We start from the raw sequence: 15,232 nt of genomic DNA, 5'->3' as shown, positions 1-15,232 counted from the left end.
ACCGTCATTACTTCGACCGCTGCACGGCCGGCTTCTCGCTCTCCTGCCTTGCCGCGGAGAGATTGTGCGCGGTGTTGATCAGCGCGATGTGGGTCAGCGCCTGCGGAAAGTTGCCGGTCTGGCGCCGCGCGCCTGAATCATATTCCTCGGCCAGCAGCCCGACGTCGTTGGCGATGCCGACCATGCGATCGAGCAGCAGCTGCGCCTTGTCGAGATCGCCTGCCAGCACATGGGCATCGGCGAGCCAAAGGGTGCAGGCCAGGAACGCGCCCTCGATCGGCTGTTTCTCCTCGGACACTTCGCGCGGATCGTGCCGCAGCACAAAACCGTCGCGCATCATGTGCCTTTCGACGGCAGCGATGGTGCCGCGGATGCGCGGGTCCGATGGCGGCAGGAAGCCGACGGCCGGCAGCAGCAGCACGCTGGCATCGAGCAGTTTCGAGCCGTAGGATTCGACGAACGCATTTTCCTCCGCGTCAAATCCCTTGTTGCAGACGTCCCGATGAATGGCCTCACGCAAGGCGCGCCAGTGCAAGAGCGGCGCCTTGAAGCCGAAGGTCTCCGCACTCTTGATGCCGCGGTCGAACGCGACCCAGGTCATGACCTTTGAGAAGACGTAGTGCCGGGGCTGGCCGCGACGCTCCCAGATGCCGTGGTCGGGATGATCCCAGACCTCGGCGAGATGCTGGAGCACCGCGCATTCCAGCGCCCAGGTCGTTTCATCATCGAGCTTGAGCTTGGCCATGCGCGACTGGTGGAAGGCGTCGATCAACTCGCCATAGACGTCGAGCTGGAGCTGCGCATGCGCGGCATTGCCGACACGCACCGGCTGCGCGCCCTCATAGCCCGCCAGCCAGCCCGCCTCCCATTCCAGCAGGCGGCGCTGCCCCCAGATGCCGTACATGATCTGCATGTTCGATGGAGAACCCGCAGCGGCGCGCAACAGCCAATTGTGCCAGGCCAGGGCTTCCTCGGTATAGCCCGAGTTCATCAGCGCCAGCAGAGTGAAGGTGGCATCGCGCAGCCAGCAGAAGCGGTAGTCCCAGTTCCTGGCGCCGCCGAGCTTTTCCGGCAGTGAGGTGGTCGGTGCCGCGACGATGCCGCCGGTCGGGCCGAAGGTCAGCGCCTTCAGCGTGATCAGCGAGCGCAAGATGAGGTCGTGATACTCGCCATCGCGACTGCAATGGCTGCACCACTCCTGCCAGAATTTCTCGGTCTCCTGAAGCGCAAGCTCCGGGTCGATCGGCGCGGGCGGCTCGATATGCGAAGGGCCATAGGTCAACACGAACGGCACGGTCTCGCCGGCCCTCACCTCGAAGTCGGAGACCGTGGTCAGATCCTCGCCGCGGGTCTCGACGGGCGTGCGCAGCACGGTCATGTCCTGGCCGGCGATTGCCATCAGGGAATGGTCGATCCGTCGCACCCAGGGAATGTCGACGCCGAAGCCGAAGCGGATCACGAGCTCCATCCGCATCTTCACGGTGCCGCTGACACCGCGCACCAGGCGCACGATATCGGACGCCTTGCCGCGCGGCGGCATGAAGTCGATCAGCGCGACGGTGCCGCTCTTCGTCTCGAAGCGGGTTTCGAGGATGAGGGTATCGCCGAGATAGCGGCGCGATGTCTTGGTGACATCCTCGCTCGGGGCGATCAGCCAGCGGCCGTTCTTGCGGGTACCGAGGATCGCAGCAAAGCAGGCATCGGAATCGAAGGCCGGCCAGCACAGCCAGTCGATCGAGCCGTTGCGCCCCACAAGCGCAGCGGTCTCGCAGTCGCCGATCAGCGCATAATCTTCGATCTTCTGCGACAATGCTTTGCGAGCCTGAAAATCCCCGGCCGATCAACTCCTGCCGGTCAACGACCGTTCCCGCGTCGCGGCCTTCAAAGCTGCGAGATCGACCTTTGAGGCAATCTGGTCGAGCGCAACGGGCAGCCGCTGGCGCCAGTTCGGGTGCTCGTCGATAGTACCGGGAATGTTGGGCTGGTCAATCACGCCGAGCAGATCCTCCATCGACACCGCGAGCAGCCGCGACGGCGTGCGCGACAGGAAGGCGAGCACCGAATAGAGATCGTTGGCGTTGATGCCGTTCTGGCGCAGGATCTCGTCGAGCCTGCCGAGCGCGTCCCAGCGCGCCTGCTCGTTTTCGCCGGGGTCGATCCCAAGCGAAAGCTTCATCTTGAGGTCGCTGAAGGAGCGCCAGCCGGCATAGGTCGACAGGTCGTGGGTGTTCAGCGTGACCAGCGCGTTGGGCCGGTAGTGGTCGACGTTGCGGAAATAGCCGGCGTCGTCGCGCTCGAACATCATGACGAGATAGGACCAGATGCCGAAATCCTGCATGGTCTCGCGGAAACCTTCCGGCACGGTGCCGAGGTCTTCGCCGATCACGATGCATTTATGGGTAGCGCTCTCGCGTGCGACCGCGGCCAGCAGTGCCTCGAACGGCATCTGCACATAGGCGCCGTTGTCGGGCTTGAAACCGCGCGGCACCAGATAGAGCCGCTTCAAGCCGAGCACGTGATCGAGCCGGATGGCGCCGGCATGGCGCATCGAAGCTGCGAGCATGTCGGCGAACGGCACGAAGGATTGGGCCTCCAGGCCACCGGCGTTGAAACCGGCGAGGCCCCAGTCCTGGCCGACGGTATTGAGCACGTCGGGCGGCGCGCCGACGGCCAGATGGCGGGAAATCGCCATCTGCTCGTTCCAGGCATCGAAGCCGTTGGATTGCACGCCGACGGCAACGTCGAGATAGAGCCCGACCCGCATGCCGAGCCGGCTGGCCAGCTCCTTGGCGGCGTGCAACTGGCTGTCAGCCGTCCATTGCACGAATTCGACGAACTCGACGTCGCGATTGTCAGGGCCGTTGCGCAGCTGGGCGCATCTCGCATTGTCAGGCTGTTGCCATTCCGCCGGCCATTCCCACCACGGCGCCGCGAACCGATGGCGCAGCACCTCGAAGCAGGCAAAGCGCGACAACAGCGGCGCGCGGGCGGCGCGGAAGGCGTCAAACTCCTGACGGCGCGCTTGGCTCGCGCTCGTCACGAAGCTGTTGAAGGCGGCGCGCAGCCCCAGCCATTTCAGCGCCGCCATGTCCGTATAGGGTACGCGATCGCCTTCGCGCAGGCGCGCTGCGGTCGCGGCGGCGTCCGGCACGAGGTCGGCGGAAAATTCCGGGATCGCCTCGACGTCGATATAGAGCGGATTGAGAAACAGCCGGCTGTTGGGCGAATACGGGCTGCAATCAGCCGGATGGTTGTCGAACAGCACATGCAGCGGATTGAGCCCGACACCGTCGGCCCCCAAATGCTTGGCGAGGCGGACGAGATCGGTCAGGTCCGTGAAATCGCCAATGCCCCAATTACGGTTGGAGCGGACGCTGTAGAGCTGCACGGCAAGCAGCCAGCCGCGGTCGAAATCGCCGCCGAAGGCGCGCTCGGGCGCCACGATCATCGGCACCTCTTCCGTCACACCTTCGGCATCGGTCAGTGTCAACCGGTGATAGCCGAGTGGAAGGCCGGCAGGCCAGGCAATCACGGGCTCGCGCGTCTCGCCCTGCGCGATCAATTTGCCGTTTGCGGACAATTTCCATTGCAGCGGCGGCGCACCGGTGGACGCCAATTGCGTACGCGGATGCCCTAAGGCGCGCACCACGACCGGGCCGCCGACAAAGCGGTAGACCCGCTTCTCCGGCAGGGCGTCGAGGATCAATTTGAGGGCCCCGGGATCGGTGACCCGCAGCTTCCCCAGGGCATCGACGAATTCGGATTGAACGCCCTTGATCCGGGCTTGAGCTAAAAGATCCATTCGGCACGCAGCTTGCAGGCCATTCTTTGGCCGGGGGCATCGATTTTAACGAGGCGGTGGAAGACGTTAGTCCGGCTTAACTCGCAAACCGCGCCGGCCGTTCCCGAGGGAACTAATGACACACAACCGGCTTTCTATATAGGTACCAAGCGTGGGTTCCCGACAAGGGAAACGGGCTCCTGCTTTCTTGTCAATGGCATCACCGTGAACAAGACAATTCAAACCGTCGAAAGTGCCGCAGCCGGCAGCGCTTTCCTCATCGAAGACGTCTATCCCTTGATCGACGGCGGCCGCTTCGCCGTGAAGCGGATCGCGGGCGACCGCGTGGAGGTCTGGGCCGACGTCTATCGCGACGGCAATGCCGTGATCGGCGCCGCGTTGCTGTGGCGCCGGGAGCAGGACCGCGAATGGCGGCGTGAGCCTATGACGCGCCACGGCAACGACCGCTGGTCGGGCGCCTTCGTCCCGACCGAGGCCGGTCCATACCTCTACGCCATTGAAGCCTGGACCGACGAATTCGCCACCTGGTCCCACGGCGTCGCGCGCAAGCAGCGCTCCGGTGCGGATGTCACGCTCGACGCGATCGAGGGTGCCGGCCTCTTGACCAAGGCGCATGGCGCGCGGCAAGACGCAGCAGTGGTCATCATCAGGCAGTGCGAGGACTATCTTCAGAGCGGCGACGTCAGCCCCCTGCTCGCAACCGAGCTCGGCGAAGCCATGGCCGAGAGCCAGTCGCGGCCCGATCTCAGCCGCTCGCCCTCGTTCCCGCTGACCATCGACCGCGACAAGGCGCGCTTTGGCGCCTGGTACCAGATGATGCCGCGCAGCCAGAGCCGGATCCCCGGCCGGCACGGCACGCTGCGAGACTGCATCGCCCGCGTGCCCGACATCGCCGCGATGGGCTTTGACGTGCTCTACTTCATGCCGATCCACCCGATCGGCCGCACCCGCCGCAAGGGTCGCAACAATGCGCCGGTGGCGAGCGAGGGCGATCCCGGCTCGCCCTATGCGATCGGCACGACGGAAGGCGGACACGATGCGCTACATCCCGCGCTCGGCACGATCGAGGATTTCCGCGCGCTGGTCGCGACCTGCCTGGAATACGGCCTCGAACTGGCGCTCGACTTCGCCGTGCAATGCTCACCGGACCATCCCTGGCTGATGCAACATCCGGAATGGTTCAAGTGGCGGCCGGACCGCTCGGTGCGGGCGGCGGATGGCCCCTATTCGGACATCGTCATCCCCGATTTCAACTCCGTCGACAGGGCCGGACTGTGGAACGCGTTTCGCGATGCCATGCTGTTCTGGATCGATCACGGTGTGACCATCTTCGCCCTCGACAATCACGACACCGCGCCGCTTCCGTTCTGGGAATGGCTGATCCGCGACATACGCCGCCGACATCCCGAGGTGATCCTGTTCTCCAAGACGTTCGCACGGCCGAAGCTGATGAAGGGGCTCGCCAAGCTCGGCTTCGCGCAGTCCTTCACCTATTTCCCCTGGCGCACCTCGCGGTGGGAGCTGGAGCAATATCTCGGCGAGCTGACGCGCTATCCCGAACGCGACTTCTATCGCTCGAACCTGTTCGTCAACACGGCCGACCTGTTGCCCTATCACCTCCAGAGCGGCGAAGCCTGGGCATTCAAGTCACGCCTTGCGCTGGCCGCGACGCTGTCGGGCAGCTACGGGATCTATGGCGGCTTCGAGCTGCTGGAGCACGATGCGATCACCGGCCGTGAAGAATATCTGGATTCCGAGAAGTACCAGATCAAGCAGCGCGACTGGAACAAGCCCGGCAACATCAAACCCTATATCGCCGCACTCAACCGCATCCGCAACGAGAATGCGGCACTTCAGCAAACGGCCAATCTGCGCTTCCTCGGCATCGAGGACGGCGAGACGATCGCCTTCGCCAAGGAGGCAGCCGAACCCGCCAACACCGTCGTCATCGTGATCGCGCTGTCACGCCATGTGCGCGAATTCTGGCTGCCACTCGGCGACGTCACCGTTGACGCCGGCGTGCAGCGACACCACGTGACGGCACTCGAAAACCTCCTCACCGGCGAACAGTCCCGCGTCGAATGGGGCGGGATCAGGTTGCGTATCGATCCCGACCGCGATCCGGCGCTCCTGTTCCGCGGCCTGGCGTAAGGGGTCACGCCATGAATGTTCTGTCTTCCGTCGACACCAAAAAGATTGAGGCTGCCGAGATCGTGGACGAGCTCTGGTACAAGGACGCCATCATCTACCAGCTCCACGTCAAGGCGTTTGCCGACAGCAACAATGACGGCATCGGCGACTTCGCCGGATTGACCGAGAAGCTGCCTTACCTTCAGGAGCTCGGCGTCACTGCGCTGTGGCTGCTGCCGTTCTATCCATCGCCGGGCCGCGACGACGGCTACGACATCGCCGACTACGGCTCGGTCAATCCCGATTTTGGCTCGATGAAGGATTTCAAGCGCTTTATCCAGGAAGCGCAGAAGCGCGGCCTGCGCGTCATCACCGAGCTCGTCGTCAACCACACCTCGGACCAGCACAAATGGTTCAAGCGCGCGCGCCGCAGCCAGCCGGGCTCGAGCGCCCGCAACTGGTACGTCTGGAGCGACACCGACCAGAAATACCAGGGCACGCGCATCATCTTCACCGACACGGAGAAGTCGAACTGGACCTGGGATCCCGAGGCCGGCGCCTTCTATTGGCACCGCTTCTTCTCGCACCAGCCGGACCTCAATTTCGACAATCCGCGCGTGGTCAGCGCCCTCATCCAGGTGATGAAGCGCTGGCTGGATGCCGGCGTCGACGGCTTCCGGCTCGATGCCATTCCCTATCTCTGCGAGCGCGAGGGCACCTCGAACGAGAACCTGCCCGAGACGCATACGATCATCAAGCGGCTGCGCCAGGAGCTCGACGCCTACTCCAAGGGCAAGCTGCTGCTGGCCGAGGCCAATCAATGGCCGGAGGACGTGCAGGAATATTTCGGCCGCGGCGACGAGTGCCACATGGCCTACCACTTCCCGCTGATGCCGCGCATCTACATGGCGATCGCGCAGGAAGACCGCTTCCCGATCACCGACATCCTGCGCCAGACGCCGGACATCCCGGCGACCTGCCAATGGGCGCTGTTCCTGCGCAACCATGACGAACTCACGCTGGAGATGGTCACCGACGTCGAGCGCGACTATCTCTGGACCACCTACGCCAACGACCCACGCGCGCGCATCAATGTCGGCATCCGCCGACGCCTTGCACCGCTGATGGACAACGACCGGCGCAAGATCGAGCTGATGAACTCGCTGCTGCTGTCCTTCCCCGGCACGCCGATCATCTATTACGGCGACGAGATCGGGATGGGCGACAACATCTATCTCGGCGACCGCAACGGCGTCCGCACGCCGATGCAATGGAGCCCGGACCGCAATGGCGGCTTCTCACGCTGCGATCCGGCACGCCTCTATGCGCCGCTGATCATGGATCCCGTCTACGGCTACGAGTCGGTGAACGTGGAGGCGCAGTCGCGCAGCCTGTCCTCGCTGCTCAGCGCCACCAAGCGGCTGATCTCGGTGCGCAAGTCGACGCTCGCCTTCGGCCGCGGCACCATGACCTTCATCCGGCCGGCCAACCGCGCCGTGCTCGCCTATGTCCGGCAATACCGCGACGAGGTGATCCTCTGCGTCGCCAATTTGTCGCGCGCCGCGCAAGCGACCGAGCTCGATCTGTCGCCCTGGAAGGATCGCATCCCGCAGGAAATGCTGGGACGCACGCGCTTTCCCCCGATCGGCGAACTGCCCTACATGATCACGCTGGGGCCCTACGGCTTCTACTGGTTCCAGCTTACCGAGCGCGACAAGTCCGAGCCGGTGACGCCGCGCGCGGTGCCGGAATTCGAGACGCTGGTGGTGCCGGTGAATTCGAACTGGGTGTCGCTCGCCCGCGAGCGCGGCGTGTTCGAGCGCGACGTGCTGCCGGGATTCCTGTCACGGACGCGGTGGTATCCCGAGCACAATCCCAAGCACATCAAGACCGCGCTGACCTCGGCGGTGCCGTTCTGCGACATCGGCGACAACCGGCCCTGGATCGCGTTCTTCGAGACCAAGCAGGAGGACGTGGCGACACGCTACGTGATGCCGTTACAGATCGAGTGGGTGCGCTTCGACCGCGAGCGCTTCAACCCGAAGGCGCTTGCCGCCGTGCGCCAGGGCGCACGCGAAGGCACGCTGCTCGACGTTGCGACCGACCAGATCTTCATCGGCCTGTTTTTGCGCAATCTGTCGCAGAACCTGTCGGTGGAAGAGAACAATCTGCGTCTGGAATTCAAGGCGACCAGCCGCTTTTCCGATTACATCATCAAGGAGCCCGGACGCATCCGCACGATCGAGCAGTCGAACAGCACCGCGTTGGTCGACAATCAATACGTCGCCAAGATCTATCGTCGGCTCGAAAGCGGTGTCAGTCCCGAGATCGAGATCGGCCACTATCTCACGGAGGTCGCCCGCTTTGCCAATACGCCGGCGCTGCTGGGCAGCGTCGAGCTGGTCGAGGGCGATCAGCGCAGCGCGCTCGGCGTGCTGCATGCCTATGTCGAGAACCAGGGCGACGGCTGGACGGTGACGACGGGCTATCTCGATCGCTATATCGACGAGCAGCGCGTATTGCCGCCGGGCGAAATGCTCCGCGAGACCCAGGAGCAGGCGCCATACCTGCACTTCATCGGTCAGATCGGCCGGCGCCTCGGCGAGCTGCATGTCGCTCTGGCCGCGGCAAAGCCCGACGATCTCGCCCCGGAGCCGATCGGCTCCGCCTACGTCAAGCGCCTCGTATCCGACCTCAAGGCACGCGCCGAGCGGGTTTTCGAGCGGCTGGCCGACAGCCGCGACGGCCTGCGGGAGGCGGACCGGCCGCTGATCGATCGGCTCGCGGAGGCGCGCGTGACCCTCTCCGACCGTCTGAATGCGCTATTGCCTTCCGCAATCGGCGGGTTGAACATCCGTCATCACGGCGACTTCCGCCTCGGGCAAACTCTGATCGTGAAGGACGATATCTTCATCATCGACCTCGACGGCGATCCGCGTGTGCCATTGGCCGACAAGCGGCGCAAGGCGCCGGCCGCGCGCGATGTCGCGGGCCTGATCCACTCGATTGATGTTTCGGTCAACGCCGCCCTCGGTCGCGCGTTCACGGGCGCCTCCGACGAGCAGAGCCGGCTTACGGGCGCGCTCGTCGAATGGCGCGAGCGCGCCACCGCAACCTTCCTGTCGGCCTATCGCGAAACCATGACCGATCGGCGGCTTTGGCCGGAAGATCCGCAATCCGCGGAAGGCCTGTTAAGGTTCTTCCTGCTTGATCGAGCGTTCAACGAAGTAGAGTACGAGCTGTCCCACCGGCCTGAGGGGCTCCATGCGCCGCTGACCGGACTGCTTCGCATTCTGTCCCGTACCGAGAGCGAAGCCCATGCCTAAACTGCCTGCCGAGGCCTACGCGATCATCGAGGGCCGCCACTCCGATCCCTTCCACTATCTCGGGCTGCATCCCGAGGGCGGGAAGAGCGTGGTGCGCGCGTTCCTGCCCGAAGCCTCCAATGTCGAGGCGGTCGGCGAGCACGGCGAAGTCGCCCCGCTCGACCGCGTGCACGCCTCCGGCCTGTTCATCGGGGCTCTGCCCAACGGCTCGAAGCACTACCAGCTGCGCGCAAAATTCGGCAGCCAGGTCGTCGAGTTCGAGGACGCCTACCGCTTTCCGCCGATCCTGACCGATTTCGACCTTTACCTTCTCGGCGAAGGCACTCATCAGCGCCTTTATGACAAGCTCGGCGCGCATCCAATGCGGCTCGAGGGCATCGACGGCATCGGCTTCGTGGTGCTGGCGCCGAATGCGCGGCGCGTGTCCGTCGTCGGCGACTTCAACTTTTGGGACGGGCGACGCCATCCCATGCGGGTCCGCGGTGCCGGCTATTGGGAATTGTTCATCCCGCATGCAAAAGCCGGCAATCACTACAAGTTCGAGATCATTGGACCTCACGGCCATCTATTGCCGCTGAAATCGGATCCCATGGCGTTCGCGAGCGAGGTGCGACCGAAGACGGCTTCCATCGTCTTCGACGAGGCGCATCTGCCGCGGCCGCGCCCGGCGCCCGAGGGCATCAACGCACTGTCGGCGCCGATGTCGATCTACGAGGTCCATCTCGGCTCGTGGCGGCGCAAGGACGGCAATGAATGGCTGACCTATCGCGAACTGGCCGAGCTGCTGCCGGCCTATGCCCGCGACATGGGCTTCACCCATCTCGAATTCCTCCCCGTCAGCGAGCATCCCTTCGACGGCTCCTGGGGCTACCAGCCCACCGGACTCTATGCGCCGACGAGCCGCTTCGGCACGCCGGAGGACTTTGCCGCGCTGGTCGATGCCTGTCACCGCGAGGGCGTCGGCGTGCTGCTCGACTGGGTGCCCGGTCATTTCCCGGATGATCCGCACGGCCTCGGCAGCTTCGACGGCACCGCGCTCTACGAGCACGCCAATCCGCTCCAGGGCCGCCACCTCGACTGGGGCACGCTCATCTACAATTACGGCCGCACTGAAGTGACGAACTTCCTTGTGTCGAACGCGCTGTTCTGGATGGAGCGCTATGCGATCGACGGGCTGCGGGTCGATGCGGTCGCATCCATGCTCTATCTCGACTACAGCCGCCCGCCGGGCGCCTGGATTCCGAACCAGTATGGCGGCCGCGAAAACATCGAAGCCATCAACTTCCTGCGCCGCTTCAACACCGAAGTCTTCGCCCGCTTCCCGCAGGCGACCACGGCCGCCGAAGAGTCCACCGCCTGGCCTCAGGTCTCGCGCCCGGTCGAATTCGGCGGGCTCGGCTTCGGCTACAAGTGGAACATGGGCTGGATGCACGACACGCTGAACTACATCAGCAAGGATCCGATCCACCGCAAGTACCATCACGGCGAGATTCTGTTCGGCCTGCACTACGCGTTCTCGGAAAACTTCATCCTGCCGCTGTCGCATGACGAGGTCGTGCACGGCAAACGCTCCATCCTCGGCCGGATGCCCGGCGACGAATGGCAGCGCTTCGCGAATTTGCGCGCCTATTACAGCTTCATGTTCGGCCATCCCGGCAAGAAGCTGTTGTTCATGGGCGCGGAGATCGCGCAGAGCCGCGAATGGAACCACGACGAGTCGCTCGACTGGCACTTGCTCGAATACAAATACCATTCCGGCATCCAGGCGCTGATCCGCGATCTCAACCGGCTCTATCGCACGGTGCCGGCACTGCACCAGATGGATTGCGACCAGGCCGGCTTCGAATGGGTGATCACCGACGATGCCAACCGCAACGTGTTCGCCTGGCTGCGCAAGGGCTTCGATGAGCACGCACGGTGCCTGGTGATCATCAACTTCTCGCCGAACGTGTATCAGAACTATCGCGTTCGCGTACCCTTTGCCGGCAAATGGAAAGAGGTGTTCAATTCGGACTCCGCCCATTATGGCGGCAGCAATGTCGGGAACATCGGCGAGGTCAATGCCGTTGACGGCAAGACGCCCGAGCTTCGCCTCACCATTCCACCGCTTGCCGCGATCTTCCTCGTTCCGGAAAGCTGACCGATGCGCCTGACTGCTGGATCGCCCGCACGCCTCGGCGCAAGCTGGGACGGACGCGGCACCAATTTCGCGCTGTTCTCCGCGAACGCGCAGAAGGTCGAGCTGTGCCTGTTCGACACGCAAGGCCGCCGCGAGCTCGAGCGCATCGAATTGCCTGAAAAGACCGAGGACGTCTGGCACGGTTATCTCAACGACGTCTCGCCCGGCCAGCTCTACGGCTATCGCGTGCACGGCCCCTACGAGCCCGAGCACGGCCACCGCTTCAACGCCAACAAGCTGCTGCTCGACCCCTATGCCAAGCGACTTGCCGGACGGCTGGTCTGGAGCGATGCGCACTTCGCGTACCGCACCGGCTCACCGCGCGAGGACCTGTCCTTCGACCGGCGCGACAATGCGCGCGGCATGCCCAAGGCCGTCGTCGTCGACGAGACCTTCAACTGGGGCCGACGCGAGATCCGTCCCAACATCCCGTGGGAAGACACCATCATCTACGAGGCTCACGCCAAGGGCCTGACGCAGAAGCGTGACGACGTTCCGCCCAATTTGCGTGGCACCTATGGCGGCCTGTCGTCGCCGGCGATGATCGAGCATCTGAAGAGGCTCGGCGTCACAACGATCGAGCTTCTGCCGATCCACAGCTTCGTCGACGACCGCATCCTGGTGGAGAAGAAGCTCGCCAATTACTGGGGCTACAACACACTGTCCTTTTTCGCGCCCGAGCCGCGCTACGCGCAGGACAACGCGCTCGATTCCTTCCGCACCACGGTGGCGCGGCTGCACGACGCCGGCATCGAGGTGATGCTCGACGTCGTCTACAACCACACCGCCGAGGGCAACCACCTCGGCCCGACGCTGTGCTATCGCGGCATCGACAACGCCTCCTATTACTGGCTGAACCGCGAGAACGCGCGCTATTACGACGACTTCACCGGCTGCGGCTCGTCGGTGAACCTCACCCATCCGCGCGTGCTCCAGATGGTGATGGATTCGCTTCGCTACTGGGTCGAGGTTTGCCATGTCGACGGCTTCCGCTTCGATCTCGCCACCACGCTGGCGCGCGGCCCGAACGGCTTTGATCGCGGCATCTCGTTCCTGACCGCGATCCGGCAGGATCCGGTGCTGGCGACCGTCAAGCTCGTCGCTGAACCCTGGGATCTCGGGCTCGGCGGCTACCAGGTCGGCGCCTTTCCTTCGCAATGGTCGGAGTGGAACGACCGCTACCGCAGCGCCATGCGCCGCTACTGGAGCGGCGAAGGCAGCCTGATCGGCGACATCTCCAGCCGCATGACGGCATCCTCCGACCTCTTCAACCACGACGGCCGACGGCCGCGCGCCAGCATCAACCACATCACCGTGCATGACGGCTTCACGCTCGCCGACCTCTTCAGCTACAATGAGAAGCACAACGAGGCCAACGGCGAGGACAATCGCGACGGCTCCAACGACAACCACAGCAACAATTGCGGCGTCGAGGGCCCGACCGACGATCCGAAGATCCTCGGCCTGCGCCGGCAGCTTCGCAAGAACGTGCTGGCCTGCCTGATGCTGGCGCAAGGCGTTCCGCTGATCCTCGCCGGCGACGAGGTCGGCAATTCGCAATCCGGCAACAACAACGCCTATTGCCAGGACAACGAGGTCGGTTGGGTCGGCTGGGACAATCTCGGCAAGGAAGGCGACGACATGGTCGATTTCGTCGCCCAACTCGCCGACATCCGCCGCCGGTTCTCGCAGCTGCGCAGCCATCGCTGGCTCGATGGCCGTCCCAAGGACGGCATCTCCTACGGTGCGCTGTGGCTGACACCTGCCGGGGACGAGATGACGGAGAACGACTGGAAATTCCCCGAAGGGCGGTTTCTCTCCTATGTGATGGGGCCGATGGAACCGGGCAGCGCTGCGATCTTTATCGTTCTGAACGCCGCCCCCGAAGAGATCGCATTCAAATTGCCCAAAATGACCGAATACAAGAGCTGGCAGCAGATTCTCAATACGACTGAAGCCAGGCTGAACTCGATCGATTTCCTGCCCGGAAGCGACAGCAAGGCGCCGCCGCGCTCCGTGCTCGCCTTCGCGGGGGCCCTATGAGGCCATCTTTCGGGGCGAGGCCGACCAAGGACGGCGTGTCGTTTCGGCTGTGGGCGCCCGGCGCACGCCGTGTCGATCTGCTGCTCGATCGAAGGCACGCGATGCAGCGCCGGCAGGATGGCTGGTATGTGGCCGAGATTATCGGACTGACTGCCGGCAGTCCCTACAAATTCAGGATCGACGACGAGATCGACGTGCCCGATCCGGCCGCGGCGTTCCAGCCCGAGGATGTGTTCGGCCCGAGCGAGGTGATCGATCACGACGCCTTCGTATGGCGCGCGCGCGATTGGCGCGGCCGTCCCTGGGAGGAGACGGTGCTGATCGAGACCCATGTCGGCACCTTCACGCCTGAAGGCACCTACCGCGCCATGATCGACAAGCTCGATCATCTCGCGGCAACCGGCATCACCGCGCTGGAATTGATGCCACTGGCCGATTTCGCCGGGCGCCGCGGCTGGGGCTATGACGGCGTATTGTGGTATGCGCCCGACAATGCCTATGGCCGGCCGGAAGACCTGAAGACGCTGATCGACGAGGCGCATCTGCGCGGGCTCATGGTGTTCCTCGACGTCGTCTACAATCATTTCGGTCCCGAGGGAAACTACCTCGGCCGCTATGCGCCGACCTTCTTCACCGACGCGCACACGCCCTGGGGCAGCGCGATCGATTATCGCATGCCGCAGGTGCGTGCCTTCGCGGTCGAGAATGCGCTGTCCTGGCTCGCAGACTATCGCTTCGACGGCCTGAGGCTCGATGCCGCCAACCACATCATGGCGATCCCCGGCGAGCAATCGATGCTGCAAGACCTCAGCGTCGCCGCCGGCGAGCTCGCCAAGGCCACGGGGCGGCACATCCATCTCGTGCTGGAGAATGGCGACAATCGCGCGAGCCTGCTCGATGCCGCGCAGGAGCCGCCCAACGGCAAATATCGCGGGCAGTGGAACGACGACTATCATCACGTCTGGCATGTGATGCTGACCGGCGAGCTCGCCGGCTACTATGCGGACTATCAAACGCCACGCATGGATCTTGCGCGTGCGCTTGCGTCAGGCTTCGTCTATCAGGGCGAGATCTCGGAGTTCTGGGGTAAGAAACCGCGCGGCGAGCCGAGCGGCGAGTTGCCGCCAGCGACCTTCGTCAACTTCCTGCAAAACCACGACCAGATCGGCAACCGTCCGCTCGGCGACCGGCTCGAAAGCCTGGCCTCGCCCAAGCAAATCGAGGCTGCGCTCGCGGTTACCCTGCTCGCGCCGATGGTGCCGATGCTGTTTCAGGGCGAGGAATGGGGCTCCACGGTGCCCTTCCCGTTCTTCTGCGACTTCCAGGGGGGATTGGCCGACGCCGTGCGCAAGGGGCGCAAGCAGGAATATGCCTGGGCCTATGAGAAATATGGCGACGAAGTCCCTGATCCGCTCGATCCGGCGACGCTGCAATCGGCCGTCCTGGACTGGACCGGCCGCACGCCCGAACAGGACGCGCGGCTCGCGCTGGTGCGAGACCTGCTCGCGATCCGCCGCAAGGAGATCATGCCACGGCTGAAGGGGGCAAGGTTCGGCGATGCCGAGGCAGGAGATACCGGCCTGCTCACCGCACATTGGCACATGGGGGACGGCGCGACGCTACGCCTGACCGCCAATCTGTCGGACAAGGACGTCGCGTATTCCAACAGCAATGCGGGCACGCCGATCTGGGGCGGCGAGGCCGGCGAGCGGCTTCCGCCCTGGTCGGTGGTCTGGCATCTCGGAGGTTGAT

The 15,232-nt window shown here is 64.3% G+C and carries 7 protein-coding genes; 5 read left to right on the top strand and 2 right to left on the bottom strand.

Translation table 11 applies throughout. The annotated features are described in order from the left end of the window. Positions 1 to 7: 7 nt before the first annotated feature. A complete protein-coding gene (locus tag NLM27_RS00915; RefSeq protein WP_254141544.1) occupies positions 8 to 1,810 on the bottom strand; it encodes a glycoside hydrolase family 15 protein in 1,803 nt (600 codons plus the stop codon). A 30-nt stretch (positions 1,811 to 1,840) separates the two neighbouring features. Continuing rightward, positions 1,841 to 3,802, bottom strand: coding sequence for a 4-alpha-glucanotransferase (gene malQ, locus NLM27_RS00910; RefSeq protein WP_254141543.1), 1,962 nt, complete (start codon positions 3,800 to 3,802; stop codon positions 1,841 to 1,843). Between the two features lie 204 nt (positions 3,803 to 4,006). On the opposite strand from malQ, the gene NLM27_RS00905 reads away from it, so the two are divergent. From NLM27_RS00905 to treZ, 5 genes are read left to right on the top strand one after another with little or no spacing between them, the layout of a single operon-like run. Next, complete coding sequence (locus tag NLM27_RS00905) at positions 4,007 to 5,953, top strand: maltotransferase domain-containing protein (protein WP_254141542.1); 1,947 nt, start codon at positions 4,007 to 4,009, stop codon at positions 5,951 to 5,953. An 11-nt stretch (positions 5,954 to 5,964) separates the two neighbouring features. Next, positions 5,965 to 9,258 (top strand): maltose alpha-D-glucosyltransferase, encoded by a 3,294-nt coding sequence (treS, locus tag NLM27_RS00900; RefSeq protein ID WP_254141541.1) that lies wholly within the window; start codon positions 5,965 to 5,967, stop codon positions 9,256 to 9,258. Continuing rightward, positions 9,251 to 11,398: a 1,4-alpha-glucan branching protein GlgB gene (gene glgB / locus NLM27_RS00895; RefSeq protein WP_254141540.1), complete on the top strand. Its 2,148-nt coding sequence runs from the start codon at positions 9,251 to 9,253 to the stop codon at positions 11,396 to 11,398. The genes treS and glgB overlap by 8 nt, the downstream gene beginning before the upstream one ends. A gap of 3 nt (positions 11,399 to 11,401) precedes the next feature. Next, on the top strand, positions 11,402 to 13,480 hold the full coding sequence (gene glgX / locus NLM27_RS00890) for a glycogen debranching protein GlgX (protein WP_254141539.1): 2,079 nt from the start codon (positions 11,402 to 11,404) through the stop codon (positions 13,478 to 13,480). Next, a complete protein-coding gene (gene treZ / locus NLM27_RS00885; RefSeq protein ID WP_254141538.1) occupies positions 13,477 to 15,231 on the top strand; it encodes a malto-oligosyltrehalose trehalohydrolase in 1,755 nt (584 codons plus the stop codon). The genes glgX and treZ overlap by 4 nt, the downstream gene beginning before the upstream one ends. Position 15,232 lies beyond the last annotated feature (1 nt).

It is taken from the genome of Bradyrhizobium sp. CCGB12 (assembly GCF_024199845.1).
Taxonomy (GTDB): domain Bacteria; phylum Pseudomonadota; class Alphaproteobacteria; order Rhizobiales; family Xanthobacteraceae; genus Bradyrhizobium.
The sequence above is the reverse complement of the archived record's forward strand: the minus strand, read 5'-3'. Positions and strand labels throughout refer to the sequence as shown.

Excerpts from the sequence above, each read along its gene's own strand:
- glgB (WP_254141540.1), top strand. The coding sequence starts at position 9,251 with ATGCCTAAACTGCCTGCCGAGGCCTACGCGATCATCGAGGGCCGCCAC.
- glgX (WP_254141539.1), top strand. The coding sequence starts at position 11,402 with ATGCGCCTGACTGCTGGATCGCCCGCACGCCTCGGCGCAAGCTGGGAC.
- malQ (WP_254141543.1), bottom strand. The coding sequence starts at position 3,802 with ATGGATCTTTTAGCTCAAGCCCGGATCAAGGGCGTTCAATCCGAATTC.
- treS (WP_254141541.1), top strand. The coding sequence starts at position 5,965 with ATGAATGTTCTGTCTTCCGTCGACACCAAAAAGATTGAGGCTGCCGAG.
- treZ (WP_254141538.1), top strand. The coding sequence starts at position 13,477 with ATGAGGCCATCTTTCGGGGCGAGGCCGACCAAGGACGGCGTGTCGTTT.